A 15921-nucleotide genomic window follows, 5' to 3' on the forward strand; every position below is an offset into this window, starting at 1 on the left:
GCGTCTTCAAATGGAAAGGCAGGTAGCCGCCGATGGCACTGGCATTACCTGCTTCAGTAGAAGTCTTAGCGCCAGCGACGTCCGCTAACTTAGGCCCTGGTTTTGATAGCCTGGGGCTGGCGCTACAGCTATACAATCGATTTAGCGTAGTGGAAGGTGGTGTGGACCCGCTTCTTCCAGAGATCGAGGTCCTGGGACCGCTGGGTTCAGGACTAGAGCGAGGGGCTGATAACCTCTTCTTTCGCGCGTTTGCGACCTTGTTTGAGCGCCAGGGTGAGCCTCTACCGGCGGTGCGCATTCGTATGCAAATTCACATTCCTCCGGGGTGTGGATTGGGCAGCAGCGCGACCGCGGTCATTGGAGGACTTGTCGCGGCAAACGAGTGGTTGCGTAAGCGCGAGAAGGCGGTGTCCAGGGATGATTTGTTGGATCTGGCGGTTGAAATGGAGGCGGGCAATCATCCGGATAATGTCGCTCCAGCCTTGCTGGGGGGATTGGTGGCCACAACCATGATGAATGGGAAGGTGCATGCCATCAAGACGCCTTTTCCTGAAGCGTTAAAGGCCATCATCTTTACACCAACCTTTCCTATGGATACCGTGGCGGGTAGGGGACTCCTGCCAGCAAGCTATACACGAACAGATGTTACATTTAATACCGGGCGCGTGGCGCTGTTGTTATCGGCCTTGCAGATGGGGAAATATGAAGTGATTGGAGAAGCTATGCAGGACCGGCTCCATCAACCGTACCGCCAGACCCTGTTTCCCGCGATGGACAGCATCATTCAAGCAGCCAAAAACGCGGGAGCATATGGGGCCTGTCTCTCGGGTGGTGGTTCATCGCTTATCGCCCTGGCGAGTACGCGCTTCTCGGAGATTTTACGGGCCATGCAGTTAACGGCGCGTGAGCATGGGGTAGAGGGAACGGGTAGGGTGTTACGAGCTGACCAGAATGGGGCTAGAGTTTTGCAAACTCCACGAACTCGTATACGAAAGGAAGATAGTGCGCGTTATGGCGATCAATTCTGCTGGTCTCCAGCCAGGCCGGGGGCAGGTAAGGAAAATATGCAATCTCATGCGACACTTGTACCTGAAATAGCGGCTCTCTTGTCAGCCATACAACTGCGGTGCGTGGAGTGCTCAGCACTCTACCCACCAGTCGAGGCCCAGTCCTCTTCGGCGACGGGCCTGGTGCCGCGCTATCGTTGTGAATGTGGTGGAGTGCTCGATGTCGAGCTGGAGTTTACGCTTCCCAAACAGGTGGGAATGCAGGGCGATGAGGAGAGCTGGCACTTGATGGAGCGCGCCAGCAATGCCTCAGCCGTAGGAGCGCTCTGGCGCCAGGTCTTTGATGAACGCGCCTCATCTCCGCCTATCTGGTCGATCAGTACAGATAAATTATTGCTTGACTATAGCGGTGTCTGGCGCTATCGCGAATTGATCTTGCCCGCGCCCGAACGCTATGTCATTACGCGCCCGGAGGGGAATACGAATCTCTATCCTGTGGGCATGGAGAACTGTCCCGTAGGGCGTATCGGCCATCGCCAGATCGGTACATATGCAGGTTTGGAACTGTTTTTCCTCAAGCACGAAGGTGAAAATCCAAGCGGCAGTTTTAAAGACCGCGGCATGACCGCCGGGGTAACCATGGCCAATATGCTGGGGGCCAGCGCTGTGGCTTGCGCCTCCACCGGCAATACCTCGGCCTCACTGGCGGCATACGCCGCGCAGGCTGGCATGCGCAGCATCGTGTTTCTGCCCGCGGGCAACGTGGCGGCTGGCAAACTTGCGCAAACGATGGCTTATGGTGCGACAACGGTCCAGATTGAGGGCGATTTTGATGCCGCGATGCAGCTGGTGGAGCAAGTCTGTAATGAGCTGGGGATCTACCTCTTAAACTCGCTGAACCCCTTCCGTGTCGAGGGGCAGAAGGCCATCGGCTTCGAACTCTTACAGCAGCTCGACTGGCAAGCCCCCGATTGGCTGATTTTGCCCGCAGGAAACCTAGGCAATATTTCGGCGATTGGGAAGGCCTTCCGCCAGGCATATGACCTCTCCCTCATTACGCAAATCCCGCGCATCGCCGCGATTCAGGCCGCGGGTGCCAATCCTTTTTATCAGAGCTATCAACAGCAATTCCAGAAGCGGGTTAGTGTGAAGGCCTATACTGTGGCCTCAGCCATCAAGATTGGCAACCCCGTGAGCTATGCGCGCGCCCGCGCCGTCATTGAGGCCTGCGATGGCATTGTTGCCCAGGTCACAGACGAGGAGATTCTGGCTGCGAAAGAGATTATTGATCGCTCGGGGATTGGCTGCGAGCCTGCCTCCGCCGCTACCCTGGCCGGCGCGCATAAACTGGTGGCCGAAGGCGTCATCAAGCGCGATGAGCGTGTCGTTGGTATTCTTACGGGCAACCTGCTCAAAGATAATGTGACTGGTATTCCTCAGCAGCGCAATAGCGCAGTTGTGAAGCCCAACCTTGATGCTGTGCGAGCTATGCTCGTGCAGTAACGCATACCCCTTACACTCCCTACCGCTCCACCGGTAGAGCCGTGCCGGCTAGAGTGGTTGCGAGAGGTCGCGCGGTGACGAGGTCCGCGCGGCCTCTTTTTATTATTCGCGTCCCTGGCAAAACGAGAGAGGTACTGCTACAATAGAACGAAAGAATGTACATCTCATCGCGTCTCTCGTGAGGGAGTGCTGTGCCAAAGAGGGCTACCGTGAACACGTCAAAACGTTTTAAGCTCAAATCCGTGCGTGATCTTGTTCCACCCTGGAACATGCCTTCAGATCCGGTCAAAGCTGTTTTGTGGTTTTTGCACTGGTTTCTGCGTGTGCTCGTCCATTTCTTCTGGCTGCCCATTGGAGTGATGTGTGTCTATGAGCTGATGGCGAACTGGATGGCTGGGGGAGCCTGGAATGGCATTGTGAGCGCCTTTGTAACCCTGTTTGTAGGAATGCTTGTCTGGGGAATTTTGTACGCCATTACCCTGGCTGTCAACTTCGCCACGCGTGTCTCGCAAGTCATCGCCAATGTCTCGCGCTTGCAGGATCAGATGCCTGACATGTCTGGCTTTAGCCCGTTTGATACTCCCTTTAGTCAGACTCAGCAAGATCCGCCCAGAACGCGCATTGTTGAAGGGACAATCACAGATTTAGAAGAGGAGCGGCGCAGGCGACGCTCTGAATCATGACGTTGCGTTGGCCGACACGTCATGTGCTGCTAAAGCACGCGCCTACATATCATGGGACGGCGTGCTTCGTCCCATGATATGTAGGCGCGTGCTTTAGCAGCGCGGCGCCCAACGCAATTAGAGGCTGCTCTCTTTGTTTTCCTGGTTCCAGAGGCGCCATGCCGCATCCTCTGCGGAGGGGACATATGAGCGGAGCAGGAGTCCCTCACCTTGCAGGCGATACTCGCCCAGGGAGGCGGGCAAAATCATGGTCTCACCACGTTTGAGCATTTCATGCTCCACGAAATCAGCTCCGTAGGCAATCGTCAGTGTGGCACCCAGCGAGGTGAGAATGACGCAACTGTCAGTTGTGAGATCCTCGACAACACTCTGTGTCTTCAAATTAAGCTCGCGTGAGACAAAATATTTGCAAGCCACCAGGCAGCGTTCTTCGTATTGCTCGCTACTATGGAGGACGACCGGGCGCATCTTGATTTGCGGGGAGACTTGATAGTGTGAGACATCGAGCGAGCGGTCAATATGCAACTCGCGCAGCTTCCCCGAGGCTGTCAGGCGTCCATAATCATACATGCGATAGGTAACGTCTGAGTATTCCTGTAATTCATAGAGCAAAATGCCTGCGCCAATTGCATGGACGGTTCCCGCTGGCACGAAGACGACATCTCCAGCCTGTACGGCTTCGGCGTGCATAAGCGATTCAAGGGTAACGTCCTGAATGGCCTGGCGTACCTCTTCGCTCGTGGTCTCAGCCTCAAACCCATGCACGATGCTGGCCCCTGGCTCGGCGGCCAGAATATACCAGTACTCCGTTTTGCCTAGCTTGCTATGCTCATGCTGTGCGGCATAGCCATCCTTAGGGTGAACCTGGACCGAGAGCTGGGCGTTGGCGTCAATAAATTTGGCAAGGAGGGGGAAGCGCTCACCGAATATTGCGACGGCCTGTTCTCCTAGCAAGAGCGTTCCCTGTTCGGCAACAAGGGTGCCCAGGGTCTTGCCTGCATGGGGACCATTGAGTATGCGATTGCTGATCTCAGTCTCCCAGGACTCACCGATGGCTGTATCATCTTCTGGGAGTTGCTTCCAGCCGTCGTGTTCCAGGCGGCGTCCACCCCAGATGGTTTCGTGTAGCGAAGACTCTAATCGAAGTGGGTATAGTAAACTCACAAAAAATCTCCCCACGCATCCATACGTTGTGTTCTGTATGGAGCGTGTTTGTTTGTGGTAATGGGTTGCAGCGTGCGGCGCTATTTACTCGCTCGCTACGAGCAGGACACCTTCGAGCTGGCGACGAAGCTTATCACGCATCATAATACCTTTGATGCGATAGATCTCGTTCCCCCCTTTGAAGAAGACGAGGGTCGGAATGCCATCGATTGTGTACTGGTTGGTCAGGCCTTCCTCGTTTTCGACATTTACCTTCGCGAAGGTGACGCGATCCTGGTACGCTTTGCTGACCGCGACAAACTCGGGTTCCTGTATCTGGCAGGAATTACTCTTATCGGCAGCAAAGTAGACGACTACGAGCTGCGGCGCCTGGAGTACCTGCTCAGGAAAGTTTTCATTTGTAACAGAGATATACGTGTCTGCCATACCATCCTCTTGGAAAATAGTAAAGAAGCGTTGTTCGTCTCTCAAGGTACCACTCCATTGATGGTACTGTCAAGAAGAGGTTTTTCCATGTACTTCCTCATACGTCCTATTACGCTTCTGGTAAGGATGAGAGGAGCGCCTCTGCATCCTCGATGCTATAGCGATATCCCTGTTCGGTCAGGAAGAGCTGACGGTTGGTGGAGAAATCCTGGTCGCATGTATCGCGTGTCACGATGGTATAAAAGTGCGCGATCCCGCCATTACTTTTGGGGCGCAAGATGCGCCCAAGTCGCTGAGCCTCCTCCTGGCGTGAGCCAAAGGTGCCAGAGACCTGAATCGCCACATTCGCGTCGGGCAGGTCAATGGCAAAGTTCGCGACCTTGCTGACGACCAGGCGTTTGATTTGTCCCTGGCGAAACTGTTCATAGAGCTTTTCGCGCTGGCTTGTCGAGGTGCGCCCGGTGAGGAGAGGCGCCTGTAGCTCCTGGGCAAGCGCCTTGAGCTGGTCGAGATATTGACCAATGATAAGTACCTGGTCGTCTCTATGCTGCTCGGCCAGGAGGTGGGTCACCGTAAACTTGGCGGGATTCTCAGCGGCCAGGCGATATTTCTCCCGTGTCTGTGCCATGGCATAGGTAAGCTGCCCCTCATCTGGAAGGCTGACGCGAATTTCATGGCACTCGGCAGTGGCGATCCAGCCCTGGCGTTCAAGCTCGCGCCAGGGAACATCATACTTCTTGGGACCGATCAGGCTGAAGACATCGGCCTCACGCCCATCTTCGCGCACCAGGGTGGCGGTCAGCCCCAGGCGCCGGCGTGCCTGGATTTCGGCGGTGACACGAAAGACCGGGGCAGGCAGTAGGTGGACTTCATCATAGATAATCAGTCCCCAGTCATAGCTCGTCAAGAGCGAGAAGTGTGGGTAGTCAGCGAGCGACTCTGTGCCTTCCTCCTCACCATTGGCGCGGCGGTAGGTCAACATCTGATAGGTGCTGACCGTCACTGGCGCGATATCCTTGCGTTCACCCGTATATTCTCCAATCATTTCGGGGGGAAGCGAGGTTTTCGCGCGAAGCTCGTGAATCCACTGGCGTACCGCGACGGTATTGGGCGTGAGAATCAAGGTTGCACACTGAATGTCGGCCATCGTGACCAGGCCGACGATGGTCTTGCCCGCCCCACAGGGGAGTACAACCACGCCGCTGCCCCCACCCGGTGCTCCACCTGCATAGAAGGCCGCAGACGCAGCCTGCTGATAGGTTCGAGGCGTAAATGGCTTTCCTACCTCATCGCGCTCACGGAGTTTAAAGGGCAGGGGCGAGCCATCGGCGTAGCCTGCAAGATCCTCAGCCGGAAAACCGATATGGATCAGCGCTTGCTTGATATGCCCCCTCCGGCTGGCGTCTACCAGCAGGGTCGAGGCATCGCGTGGACATAGCAGGTAGGGTTGTATAAGCCGGTGATGAAGAATTTCGGTGATAAGGCGGGAATCTTCGGAGGTGAGCAGCAACTGGTCGCCATCGCGTATGAGCTTAAGACGACCATAGCGGCTGATATAGTCGTGGATATCGGTCAGTATATTTGGCGGAAGGGGGTATTTGCTATAGCGTTCAAGCAGGTCTACAATGGCTGGTGCCTGCATACCCCCGGAGGCCGCGTTCCAGAGCGAAAGGGGCGAGAGACGATAAGTATGAATGTGCTCCGGTGATTTCTCAAGCTCTGCAAAGCGTGAGAGCGCGTCACGAGCCTCGGCATGGAGTGAGTGATCAACCTCAAGTAAGACAGTACGATCACTCTGGACGATCATAGGGTTCTTGGGATTCATGGACTACACTCCAGGCATGCTCGCCCATTTATTAATATAATTCAGGATCGCGAGTACGGCAGGCTCTTCAAAGCCACGCATCAGGTGACGTGCACCAGTAATAACTTTGATACCCTTGGGGCCGCTCTGTTGCTCCACAAAGGGTTCTAGCTTGTAGAGAGGACAGATCTCGTCGAACTCGCCCGTCACAAAGAGCTTGGGGCGTTCGAAGGGACGTGGAAAGCCACTTGTCGCGCGAAAGAGAGGGAGGCTCACAGAGACAAGCGTGCGTACCCGTTGATCAAATGGAGCATAGAGGAGTCCAATATAAGCACCGAAGCCATGCCCTACAACGCAGAGCTTGGCTGGATTGGCTCCTGGGAGTGAGAGTGCCATGTCAATAGCGCCCGCCAGATCCAATGGTTCCAGGCGCCCATCGGTTTGTTGCCCCTGGCTGCGACCAACGCCACGGAAGTTGAAGCGCACAGCGTACATCCCTGCCAGTGCCAGGGCGCGTGCCAGGACAACGAGCAAACTGTCGTTCATATTACTGCTGGCAGGCTGTGGATGGCATAAAATAACGACAGGCGCGAGCTGCATCTTCTGGAGCGGTTCATGGACGACCCCCTCCAGGATAAATGCGGGTTGCCCCTTGCTATAGAAGGAGATTGCTCGCTCCGCAGGTGCTGATAAGGTCATGTTGTGCCTCTCTCCCCTGATCAAGAAGATATTTCTGGAACGTATCTTATCTCAGCCTGGGACTAGCGTCAACTTTTTATGAAAAATACCGGGGGCCAGTTCTCTTTTGCTATCTGCCTCGGCTCGCAAGCTCATCTAGGGGTAAGGGGCAAAGAGAGATGGTGGAGCATCTGTACCATTCCAGGAGCAATTATAAACGCAAGAAAATACAAAAGTGTGGATTCTTATTATTGCCCATCATTATGTAGTACAAAAGTCACTATGTTGTGAGTTCCGCAAAAAATTTGACGAAATGGGCAAAATTGAGTGGCAAATACTTTGCATGGACCACGAAGGATGTTATACTGATTAAAGACATATGTATGCATATTTATAATTATGTTCGTTCGTATGTCAACTAGATGCATGATCTCGTTCCGCTACATGTCCTTTATTTTACGAGCCTTTCTGGTAATCCGTCACTGTGCTATGAGCAGCAAGAGGCAAGCGTACAGCGAGCATGTAAGTTCTATTTTGTGGATCTATGGTGCAAGTATTGCCTCTTGTGTATGAAGCCTTCCACCCCACATATATGTGCATTGGATGGTAAGTTCTTTAAGCTTGCAGGTTTTTTGCACTCAGTACATTTTTTGTTGAGCATAGAGGCGGTGGTGGTTGTCAGGGGGCTGGTAGAGGAAAGCGCATAGTACGCTTTACTAATGAAGACATGAGTACCTATACTATGCGGCATATTTCATTGAGAACGAGTACGTGGAGAGCGGTGATAGCAGATGATGCTTACTGATGAGAGCGATATGTTAAGAGCGGGAGAGAGATTGCAATCTCACGGACAAAAAGCTTCCACAAATTGTTAGTGTTTCATGACAAGAGTGGTATACGTGAGGTATACACAATGTGTAAAATGAAACGTAGAGGCAGGAGTGCATATGTCCAGCATTTTAGTCATCGAGGATGAGGAATTGATCACTAAGCTGCTACGAGAGAAGCTAGCGTTCAAAGGTTATCAAACTGCGATGCACCTCAATGGCGATGCTGCGCTACAGTTTGCTTTACGTGATATTCCCCATGTGATTATCATTGATTTTTCGACCAGTGGTCTCGATGGATATGCTTTGCTGCGGAGGTTGCGTGCTCACCCCAAGAGTATGCACATTCCTCTTATCGTCGTCAGTTCTTCACAAGAAATAGATGATCGGGTGCGTGCCCTGGATATGGGGGCAGACGCCTACATCGCTAAACCTGTCAACAATGATGAGCTTCTGGCCCATGTGCATAGACAACTCCGTCGTATCCAGCAATACTCTCTCTCCCCCTTGACCCTGCTTCCTGGTGGCCTGCAACTTGAATGGGCACTGGATAATAAGCTCAAGAGCGCAGAACCCTGGAGCATTCTCTATCTCGACCTCGATAACTTTAAGGCCTTTAACGATGTGTATGGCTTTCTGGCTGGCAATGACATGATCCTGCTCGTAAGCCATATCTGCCAGAGCGTCGTCTATGATTATGGGAACGCGGATGACTTTGTTGGCCATATCGGGGGCGATGATTTTATTATTTTAACGACCCCTGAGCGCGCTACCGTCCTCTATCAGCACATCCTCAATCGCTATAAACGCGAGAGTCTGCAACTGTATCGGCCAGACGATGTCGAGCGCGGCTCCATTAGTGGGGTAGACCGCAAAGGCCGCCCCTATCAATTCCCACTCGTCTCTCTCTCGATTGGGATTGTCAGCGATCAACGTCGTTATCTTCACGACGAGATAGGTTCCCTAACCGCGACAGCCAAACGGCGCGCAAAGCAGTCTTCTGGGAATGTTTGCCATATCGACAAAATGCCTGCACACGACTGCGCCTATCCCTACTCTCCCCCCTCGGGCAAGCGTATAAGCCTGGTTACCAGGCCGATAGCATGCCTGAAGGAAGACGCTTTCGCGGAAAGTAAGTGACGTGAAGTAACTACTATCAGGCCTTGCCTTGGGTATGATGCCTGTTCGTAGATAGGGATATCTGCTACAATCTGAGGGAGCCGCCGGCTCACAAACTCAAACATAGAGAGAGAATGGTTGTATGAATCAGGAACCCGAGACACTACCGAACGCCTCATCTCTGGAGGAACATAGTCAGCAGCAGCGCGAGAACGCCAAGCGTATCTTTCGTGTCAGTGGCTTGCCAGAAATGCTTCAGTCAATCAACACGACCGAGTTAAAGGGGCGTGGCCACTTTGAAGAGTACGATACCATGGTCCTGTTCCGTTGGGGGACTGGCTACACGCGACGGCATATGTGGATTGAAGTCGTCGAGGAGAATATCCGCTTTCGCTTGCTCCCTCATCTTAAGCACAAGCACGAGGTCCCCATCTGTGATGGCGAGTATCACATCTTTACGCCACAGATGTGGCAGCAGCGCGATTTTCTCCAGGCGGAACTCAAAAAATATTATGACCGCCCGGTCCATGAGACGAGCGTCGATTAGGTAAAGGGCGCGCTAAAGAATTTCAAACGGTAGCGTGTGTAGCTTCCCTAACGATTGAAGAATATTCCCCAGAGCCTGGGTATGAGGGTGTTGAAAGAAGGCCTCGCTTTCCTCCTGACTACTCCAGCTAAAGAGGCCAAAGAGCGTGGTTTGCGGTTCATTGCTTGTGGATGTGGGCTGGGTGAATTGAGAGGGGCCATCAGAGACGCCATAGGCCAGGAAGGCGAAGGTCAGCGGGGCCTGGAGCGTTAATTGATGTAGGTAGCGCAGGCATTCCTGGTTGGCGCGCTTGAGTTGCTGTGGTGGTAGGGAGAGCAGGTGAACTGTCGCGAAGCCCGGTTGTCTCGTGGCACGGCTATATCCCCAGAGATAGTGCATATACCATTGCTGAGGAGGCCCGGCAAGCAGATCGGCCATACTACTACGCAGGAGGAACTGTGGATTATGACGTTCGCCCGCGCTTTTCCAGCTGGTTTCATCGTCCCAGGTGGTCAGGAGCAGGTAATAGGGCTGCTTGCCTCGACCTTGATACAGGTTGGAGGAGATGACTCCTGGAGCATTGCGTGCCGTATCAAAGACCAGGCGTATGCGTGCTATGCTATCAATATCTTTCCCTGCCTGAAGCGAGGTCAGGGTGGCGACAAGTAATTCCATACAGTCAGCATCTATCTCTATCACTAACCCGATGTGTACGTTATTGGTGTGACGCCTCTGGAGTATAACCTAAGCTTTTCAGATTGGCAAGGAAGGGGACCTGCTCTCCTATAGTTCCTCGCTGTTGGAGGTCTACCGATGCTTGATTCTGACGTGATGCGTAACTCTGTCGAATGGCGCCAGGCACTGCCACAAGATGCCGAGACCTGGGTGTCGGTTACCCGGCAGAGCGCGGACCAGCTGCACTTTGAAATGGAGGAGGCACAAATCGAGCGATATCGCAGTGAGCCGCCGAAAAAGCAGGCTCAGCGCTATCTCCTCTGGCAGGGCGAGAGGCCCGTTGGTCGCTTACGCTTCTATGTGGCTGAAGACGAGGAGGAGAAGACCGCCGTTCTAGATGGTTTTGTCTTGCTCTTTGATGCGGGCGGGAGTGTTGCGGCTCAGGTGGTAGCTGAGGCGCAGGTGCGCGCGGCTGCCCTGGGCGTACGCTATATTAAGGCTACCTATCCCGCGGCTTATACCGCCTCCTTTGCCGCCGCCAATTTTCGTGAACTACGCCGTCGCACCGTGATGGTGGCCTCGACCCAGCTCACAATGCCTCTGTTTCCCTTGCCTGCCTCCTTGCGTGTCCGAGAAATTACCCAGGGTGATGTGGAGCAGCTAGGCATCTTGTTGCAGCGTGCATACGCAGGTGGCCCCGACAATGTCCATGCCGATCTGGGAGAGTGGCGTGCTGAGGCGCGAGCCATACAAGAAGGCGCCTTTGGCCCATTTATGCCTGAGTGTTGTTTTGTCGTTGAGCATAGCCTGGACCGTTTTCACCTGGCGGGCGCCGTTCTGGTGCATCTAGAGCGGGGTGTGCCCCGCATCCGGCATATGGTGGTGGCTCCCGCCTTTCGGCACATCGGCCTGGGGCAGTACCTGGGCGTGCGATGTATTCGCCGCCTGCGCGAGATGGACTATGCAACGGTGCTGCTCAATATTACCCTCAACATTCCAGCGGTCAACCTCTACCATCGCCTGGGGTTTATTGAAGCAGGTCCGACCTATATCGAAGCCGAACGCATCTTAACGCGGTAAAAGTCCCTGGATGGATGCTGATTCACGGCGACCGTCTCTTCATAAAGCGAATTGTGGAACCGATTGCGCGCCTGACGTGAGCCCTGTCAGGCGCTTTTGCCTCATGAGCGAGAGAAGGTGCGTAGGGCATAGGTCACCTGCTGTTCGAGGGTCATGGCCTGATCCTGAGGAATTTTCGCAATGGCTGCCTGGGCCTCCGCGCTTGAGAAGCCAAGTCCCATCAAGGCCTCCAGCACCTCGGCCTGAAGCTTGCCCGAAGGGACACCGCTGATCGTGCCCGCGGGGACGATAGATGGTAGCTTCCCCTTGAGCGCGAGTATGAGCTGCGCGGCGAGGCGCTTGCCAACGCCCTTGGCGAGTCCCAGGCGCTGCTGATCCTCATCGGCGATGGCTTTATAGAGCGCGGGCGCATCCATTACCGAGAGCAGCGAGAGGGCCACGCGTGGGCCAACCCCGTTGACGGCTATGAGTTGCTCAAAAGCGTCGCGATCTATCTCGGTCGCGAAGCCGTAGAGCGCTATACCATCCTCGCGCATATGAAAATGCGTATGTAGCTCTACCTCGGTGCCAGTTTCACCCAGGCCACTAATGGTGGTGGCTGGCGCGAAGACCTGGATGCCAAAACCACCCACACGTACCGTCACGTGGTCGGGGTGGCAGGTTTGCAATATTCCATGAATACTTGTAATCATCTTTTTTACTATTCTGTTTCACGAGCTGGAAAGCGGTTACTAGCGCTGGTAGCTCGTGTAGCTCGCAAAATTTCTGGCCAGGGGCAGGGTATTCAGATGGCAAATAGCGATGGCGGCGGCGTCAGCGGCGTCATCGGGCTTGGGAACTGCGGTCAGCTTGAGTAAAATGCGCACCATTTCGCCTACCTGGTCCTTGTTGGCATCTCCATAGCCGGTAACAGCCTGTTTGACTTGTTTGGGCTTATATTCAGCGACAGAGAGTCCACCATTCGCCAGAGCCAGCATGGCGACGCCGCGTGCATGTCCTACCGTCATGGCGGTCCGGGCATTTTTGGCAAAGAAGAGCTCTTCAATGGCGGCTTCCTGGGGTTTAAAGGTGGCAATAATGTTGCTGAGTTCGGCATAAATCGTCTGAAGGCGCTGTGCGAGCGGTGTTTTGGCTGGGGTAGTGATGACATCACAGGCCAGTAAGCTCAAGTTACTTCCCTGAGCCATCACTACCGCATACCCTACAATGGCAGTGCCCGGGTCGATACCCAGCGCGATGCGCGGACGAGTTGCTGATGCTTGATCGCGTACGGTATCCATGAGGCTACTTCCCTTTTCTTTTTGTGCGCCTACTGATACGAGGCCGCGAACTCCTCAGGGAAGTCAGCGTTAGTATGGACACCCTGGACATCGTCCAGGTCCTCAAGCTTATCAATCAGGCGCATTAACTGGTGAGCCTGTTTCTCGTCTGTGATCTCGGCCTTGGTCTTCGGCACCATCGAGGTCTCGGCCTTGACGATGGTGTAGCCCTTCTCCTCCAGCGCCTTCCGCATGCTCTCCAACTCAGAGGAATCGGTATAGATGGTGAGTGTCTCACTATCGGCCGCGACCGGCTCCACATCATCGGCGCCCAGGTCGAGCGCTTCGAGCGAGAGTTCATCGGGGTCTTTGCCCGCCAGCTCAATCTCAATAATGCCTTTGAGCTCAAAGAGCCAGTCAACGCACCCATTTTCACCCATGTTGCCGGCGTTACGGTTAAAAGCGTTACGGACCTCGGCAACGGTGCGGTTGCGATTTTCGGTCATGGTCTGAACCAGGATGGCGGTGCCACCAGGACCATACCCTTCGTAGGTGATCTCTTCCAGACTGAATCCCTCGGCGCCACCCACCGCGCGTTTAATCGTGCGCTCAATATTGTCGAGTGGCATATTGGCGTCGCGAGCACGCTGAACTGCCATGCGTAGGCGGAAGTTTGCTGCTGTATCACCGCTTCCACCCTCACGTACGGCAACAACGATTTCGCGTCCCAGGCGGGTGAAGAGTTGACCACGGCGTGCATCGTTGACGCCTTTTGAGCGGCGAATCTGCGCCCATTTAGAATGACCTGACATATCGTTGCTCCCTAATTTGATCTTATTGTACGAGTGACATTGTTGAAAATATGCCTCAAGCATATGGTCACGCTCGTGTTTTAAGTGCTGCTCGATTATTGTAACACGAACAGCCGTAGAGCGTCGAGGGGGTGAGATGAGCTAGGGTACCTCCCTTGGGAGACAGCGCGTAGCTAGGCATCACCTTCGATTTCTTGTAGCCACAATGAGAGCGCCTGATAGGTTGCCTCCGCTTGCTCACACATGACGTAGTGTCCTGCGGTGGGCAGAATCTGCAAAGATGCGTGCGTAAGTTGCTGCTGGAGATAACGACTATACTTAGGAGGCGTGAGCTGATCATCCTCGCCACAGAGCAGGCAGGTTGGCGGCGTGATCCCAGGGATGCGTTCCATGACATCAAAGCTATTGCAGGCGGCCAGGTCGCGGTAGAGCATCTGCATATCATTGGCGCCTTTCTGTTGTAACAGGCGAGGTAGCATGCTGGCGCTAGTGCTGGGTGACAGGGCCAGCGCTGTCAGTCGCTCTGTGGCCATGCCTGGCTGGTGTTGGGCCTCCTCTAACAAGGTAGGATGGACGCGTAGGCGCGCTCCACTGCCGATCAAGACCAGCCCCGAGAGCATCTGTGGATACTCTAACGCAAGCGTGAGCGCGATGGCCCCACCCAGGGAGTGCCCAACGATAATCGCCGAGGAGAGATGTAGCCCATTGCTCAGGATATGGGCGACCTCCCTGGCGTAGTCGGCAACGCTCGCCGTCGCGGGCAGCGTATCTGCCCGCTTGCCATGCCCGGGGAGGTCGAGCGCGTAGGTAGGGTGTTGCCCCTGCTGCTGAAAATAGGGCAGTAGCGTATCCCATATCCGGGCATTATCGCCTGAGCCATGGATGAAAACCAGGGGCCTGGGTACTATCTGCATGTGGGTGAGTCCTCCTTGTCTTAACAGATGTCCTAATATCTCTATCATATCCTATGAGAGTGGGTTTATAGTAGCGTGCTGGCATCAATCGGCACGCTACTATAAACCCGGCACAACATTTCACCTGGTGCTTCGTACTAGCTTTGTAGAGCCATAAGAGGATGGGAGGAGTTGTGCCAGAGAAAAAGAGTGTGCAGCGAAGTCTGGGTATACTTGGTGAGGATCTGGCCGTAGCCAGGTTACAGGAGTGTGGCTATCATATAGTGGCACGCAATTTTCGTTGTGTCTTTGGCGAGATTGATATTATCGCGGAAGAGGGAGAAGACCTCGTATTTGTGGAGGTTAAGGCGCGCCGGGGACGGAGCTACGGCTTGCCGGAAGAGGCTGTGCATAAGCGTAAGCAGCACAAGCTCATTCAGGTGGCGCAATACTACCTGACTCATCACGGGCTTACTGAGCGTTCATGGCGCATAGACGTCGTCGCGATTGATCTGAATACGCAGGGGGCGACCAGAGAGATTCGGCTCTACCAGCACGCAGTAATAGAAGAGTAGTATTCTGTTAAAGCTCAATTGGAAAGGAAAAGTGGGGAGTGCAGAGGGGCGTCAGCCCCTCTGCGTCCCTTTCCTATGCCGCCACAGGCGGCATGAATACCTTTCAGTTGAACTTTAACAGAGCAGTTGGCGTGCAAAAATAGACAGATATCAAGAAAATACTATACAATGTAGCAGTTGTGCAGGCCAAAAGAACACCTGACACAGATTTTGGAGGCAGAGATGAGTGACTTTATTGAATCGGCAAAAAATTTCTTGAATACCGCTGTCAGTCGCACAAGTTGGGAAGCGCAGAAACAAATGCGTGTCCGTGGCAAGCAAGGCGAGATTGATAAACTGCTGGAGCAGCGCCAGCAGCTTTTGAATGACCTGACCGTTACAGCTATGAACTTGTATCAGCAGGGGGCTTTGACGGATTCCCAGCTCTCGCGTCTCTGCGCGAGCATTATCGAGCTTGATCATGATGTGAAGCGGCGCGAAGAGCAGTTAGATGAGGTAAAAAGAGAGATCTACCCGGCCGATCAGTATGCCCCGGGTCAGACCACCAACTACACTCCCCCTCTCCAAACCAGGGGAATCCAAACACCAATCCACAGCCTGGCACGCCTCCCCCAGCTTCAAGTGTTGCGCCAAACTATCAGCCAGTGACCGGCAATACTCCGACGGCGCAGGGGCAAACGATCTGTCCCAATTGTAAGAGCGTTGTGCGTCCCAATGCGCTCTATTGCCGTGCCTGTGGGGCCAAACTACGTTAAGTGTGGCGCTTACTTGCCCATCGACTGCTGTATTGCGCCGTTAACGCGTGAGCAGTTGCTGACTGGTGAGGTCGCATAGTCGTCACGAGGGTATGCTATAATAAGTTCACCATTCTGCCCTATGCATGCGAGGAA

At 54.3% G+C, this 15921-nt stretch carries 16 protein-coding genes; 7 read left to right on the forward strand and 9 right to left on the reverse strand.

The window, feature by feature from the left end; translation table 11 throughout:
• Nucleotides 1-32 precede the first annotated feature (32 nt).
• Together thrC and JMJ04_RS16565 are read left to right on the forward strand one after the other, a co-directional pair.
• The gene (thrC, locus tag JMJ04_RS16560) at nt 33-2510 is read left to right on the forward strand and encodes a threonine synthase (protein WP_201371559.1); all 2478 of its coding nucleotides are present in this window, start codon (nt 33-35) and stop codon (nt 2508-2510) included.
• A gap of 209 nt (nt 2511-2719) precedes the next feature.
• Nucleotides 2720-3193, forward strand: a complete 474-nt coding sequence (locus JMJ04_RS16565; protein WP_201371560.1) for a hypothetical protein — start codon at nt 2720-2722, stop codon at nt 3191-3193.
• A gap of 117 nt (nt 3194-3310) precedes the next feature.
• Here JMJ04_RS16565 and JMJ04_RS16570 read toward each other — a convergent pair whose 3' ends face one another.
• From JMJ04_RS16570 to JMJ04_RS16585, 4 genes are all read right to left on the reverse strand, one after another.
• Entirely contained in the window at nt 3311-4357 is a 1047-nt protein-coding gene (locus JMJ04_RS16570; protein ID WP_201371561.1) for a type I phosphomannose isomerase catalytic subunit, read from the reverse strand.
• 84 nt (nt 4358-4441) lie between these two features.
• The gene (locus JMJ04_RS16575; protein ID WP_007906035.1) at nt 4442-4783 is read right to left on the reverse strand and encodes a thioredoxin family protein; all 342 of its coding nucleotides are present in this window, start codon (nt 4781-4783) and stop codon (nt 4442-4444) included.
• Between the two features lie 109 nt (nt 4784-4892).
• The gene (locus JMJ04_RS16580; RefSeq protein ID WP_201371562.1) at nt 4893-6608 is read right to left on the reverse strand and encodes a DNA repair helicase XPB; all 1716 of its coding nucleotides are present in this window, start codon (nt 6606-6608) and stop codon (nt 4893-4895) included.
• A 3-nt stretch (nt 6609-6611) separates the two neighbouring features.
• A complete protein-coding gene (locus JMJ04_RS16585) occupies nt 6612-7286 on the reverse strand; it encodes an alpha/beta hydrolase (protein ID WP_201371563.1) in 675 nt (224 codons plus the stop codon).
• Between the two features lie 926 nt (nt 7287-8212).
• Here JMJ04_RS16585 and JMJ04_RS16590 point away from each other — a divergent pair.
• A complete protein-coding gene (locus JMJ04_RS16590) occupies nt 8213-9232 on the forward strand; it encodes a GGDEF domain-containing response regulator (RefSeq protein ID WP_201371564.1) in 1020 nt (339 codons plus the stop codon).
• A 121-nt stretch (nt 9233-9353) separates the two neighbouring features.
• Entirely contained in the window at nt 9354-9758 is a 405-nt protein-coding gene (locus tag JMJ04_RS16595) for a hypothetical protein (protein WP_201371565.1), read from the forward strand.
• 12 nt (nt 9759-9770) lie between these two features.
• On the opposite strand, the gene JMJ04_RS16600 is transcribed toward JMJ04_RS16595, so the two are convergent.
• A complete protein-coding gene (locus JMJ04_RS16600; protein WP_201371566.1) occupies nt 9771-10412 on the reverse strand; it encodes a hypothetical protein in 642 nt (213 codons plus the stop codon).
• Nucleotides 10413-10550: 138 nt separating this feature from the next.
• Between JMJ04_RS16600 and JMJ04_RS16605 the strand changes: the two genes are divergently transcribed.
• Nucleotides 10551-11492, forward strand: a complete 942-nt coding sequence (locus JMJ04_RS16605) for a GNAT family N-acetyltransferase (protein WP_201371567.1) — start codon at nt 10551-10553, stop codon at nt 11490-11492.
• A 101-nt stretch (nt 11493-11593) separates the two neighbouring features.
• On the opposite strand, the gene ruvA is transcribed toward JMJ04_RS16605, so the two are convergent.
• The 4 genes from ruvA to JMJ04_RS16625 all read right to left on the reverse strand — a co-directional run bounded on the left by ruvA (nt 11594) and on the right by JMJ04_RS16625 (nt 14477).
• The gene (ruvA, locus tag JMJ04_RS16610) at nt 11594-12184 is read right to left on the reverse strand and encodes a Holliday junction branch migration protein RuvA (protein WP_201371568.1); all 591 of its coding nucleotides are present in this window, start codon (nt 12182-12184) and stop codon (nt 11594-11596) included.
• A 39-nt stretch (nt 12185-12223) separates the two neighbouring features.
• Nucleotides 12224-12772, reverse strand: coding sequence for a crossover junction endodeoxyribonuclease RuvC (gene ruvC, locus JMJ04_RS16615; protein WP_201371569.1), 549 nt, complete (start codon nt 12770-12772; stop codon nt 12224-12226).
• A gap of 29 nt (nt 12773-12801) precedes the next feature.
• A complete protein-coding gene (locus JMJ04_RS16620; protein WP_201371570.1) occupies nt 12802-13563 on the reverse strand; it encodes a YebC/PmpR family DNA-binding transcriptional regulator in 762 nt (253 codons plus the stop codon).
• 173 nt (nt 13564-13736) lie between these two features.
• Nucleotides 13737-14477, reverse strand: a complete 741-nt coding sequence (locus JMJ04_RS16625) for an alpha/beta fold hydrolase (RefSeq protein ID WP_201371571.1) — start codon at nt 14475-14477, stop codon at nt 13737-13739.
• 173 nt (nt 14478-14650) lie between these two features.
• On the opposite strand from JMJ04_RS16625, the gene JMJ04_RS16630 reads away from it, so the two are divergent.
• Both JMJ04_RS16630 and JMJ04_RS16635 read left to right on the forward strand, forming a co-directional pair.
• Complete coding sequence (locus JMJ04_RS16630) at nt 14651-15031, forward strand: YraN family protein (protein ID WP_201371572.1); 381 nt, start codon at nt 14651-14653, stop codon at nt 15029-15031.
• 222 nt (nt 15032-15253) lie between these two features.
• On the forward strand, nt 15254-15679 hold the full coding sequence (locus tag JMJ04_RS16635) for a hypothetical protein (protein ID WP_201371573.1): 426 nt from the start codon (nt 15254-15256) through the stop codon (nt 15677-15679).
• The last annotated feature ends 242 nt before the right edge of the window (nt 15680-15921 follow it).

The organism is Ktedonobacter robiniae (genome assembly GCF_016587375.1).
GTDB lineage: Bacteria > Chloroflexota > Ktedonobacteria > Ktedonobacterales > Ktedonobacteraceae > Ktedonobacter > Ktedonobacter robiniae.

What these genes read in the sequence shown, in the direction of transcription:
- thrC (WP_201371559.1), top strand. Translation starts at nt 33, where the DNA reads ATGGCACTGGCATTACCTGCTTCAGTAGAAGTCTTAGCGCCAGCGACG.
- JMJ04_RS16575 (WP_007906035.1), bottom strand. Translation starts at nt 4,783, where the DNA reads ATGGCAGACACGTATATCTCTGTTACAAATGAAAACTTTCCTGAGCAG.
- JMJ04_RS16580 (WP_201371562.1), bottom strand. Translation starts at nt 6,608, where the DNA reads ATGAATCCCAAGAACCCTATGATCGTCCAGAGTGATCGTACTGTCTTA.
- JMJ04_RS16585 (WP_201371563.1), bottom strand. Translation starts at nt 7,286, where the DNA reads ATGACCTTATCAGCACCTGCGGAGCGAGCAATCTCCTTCTATAGCAAG.
- JMJ04_RS16590 (WP_201371564.1), top strand. Translation starts at nt 8,213, where the DNA reads ATGTCCAGCATTTTAGTCATCGAGGATGAGGAATTGATCACTAAGCTG.
- JMJ04_RS16595 (WP_201371565.1), top strand. Translation starts at nt 9,354, where the DNA reads ATGAATCAGGAACCCGAGACACTACCGAACGCCTCATCTCTGGAGGAA.
- JMJ04_RS16600 (WP_201371566.1), bottom strand. Translation starts at nt 10,412, where the DNA reads ATGGAATTACTTGTCGCCACCCTGACCTCGCTTCAGGCAGGGAAAGAT.
- JMJ04_RS16605 (WP_201371567.1), top strand. Translation starts at nt 10,551, where the DNA reads ATGCTTGATTCTGACGTGATGCGTAACTCTGTCGAATGGCGCCAGGCA.
- ruvA (WP_201371568.1), bottom strand. Translation starts at nt 12,184, where the DNA reads ATGATTACAAGTATTCATGGAATATTGCAAACCTGCCACCCCGACCAC.
- ruvC (WP_201371569.1), bottom strand. Translation starts at nt 12,772, where the DNA reads ATGGATACCGTACGCGATCAAGCATCAGCAACTCGTCCGCGCATCGCG.
- JMJ04_RS16620 (WP_201371570.1), bottom strand. Translation starts at nt 13,563, where the DNA reads ATGTCAGGTCATTCTAAATGGGCGCAGATTCGCCGCTCAAAAGGCGTC.
- JMJ04_RS16625 (WP_201371571.1), bottom strand. Translation starts at nt 14,477, where the DNA reads ATGCAGATAGTACCCAGGCCCCTGGTTTTCATCCATGGCTCAGGCGAT.
- JMJ04_RS16635 (WP_201371573.1), top strand. Translation starts at nt 15,254, where the DNA reads ATGAGTGACTTTATTGAATCGGCAAAAAATTTCTTGAATACCGCTGTC.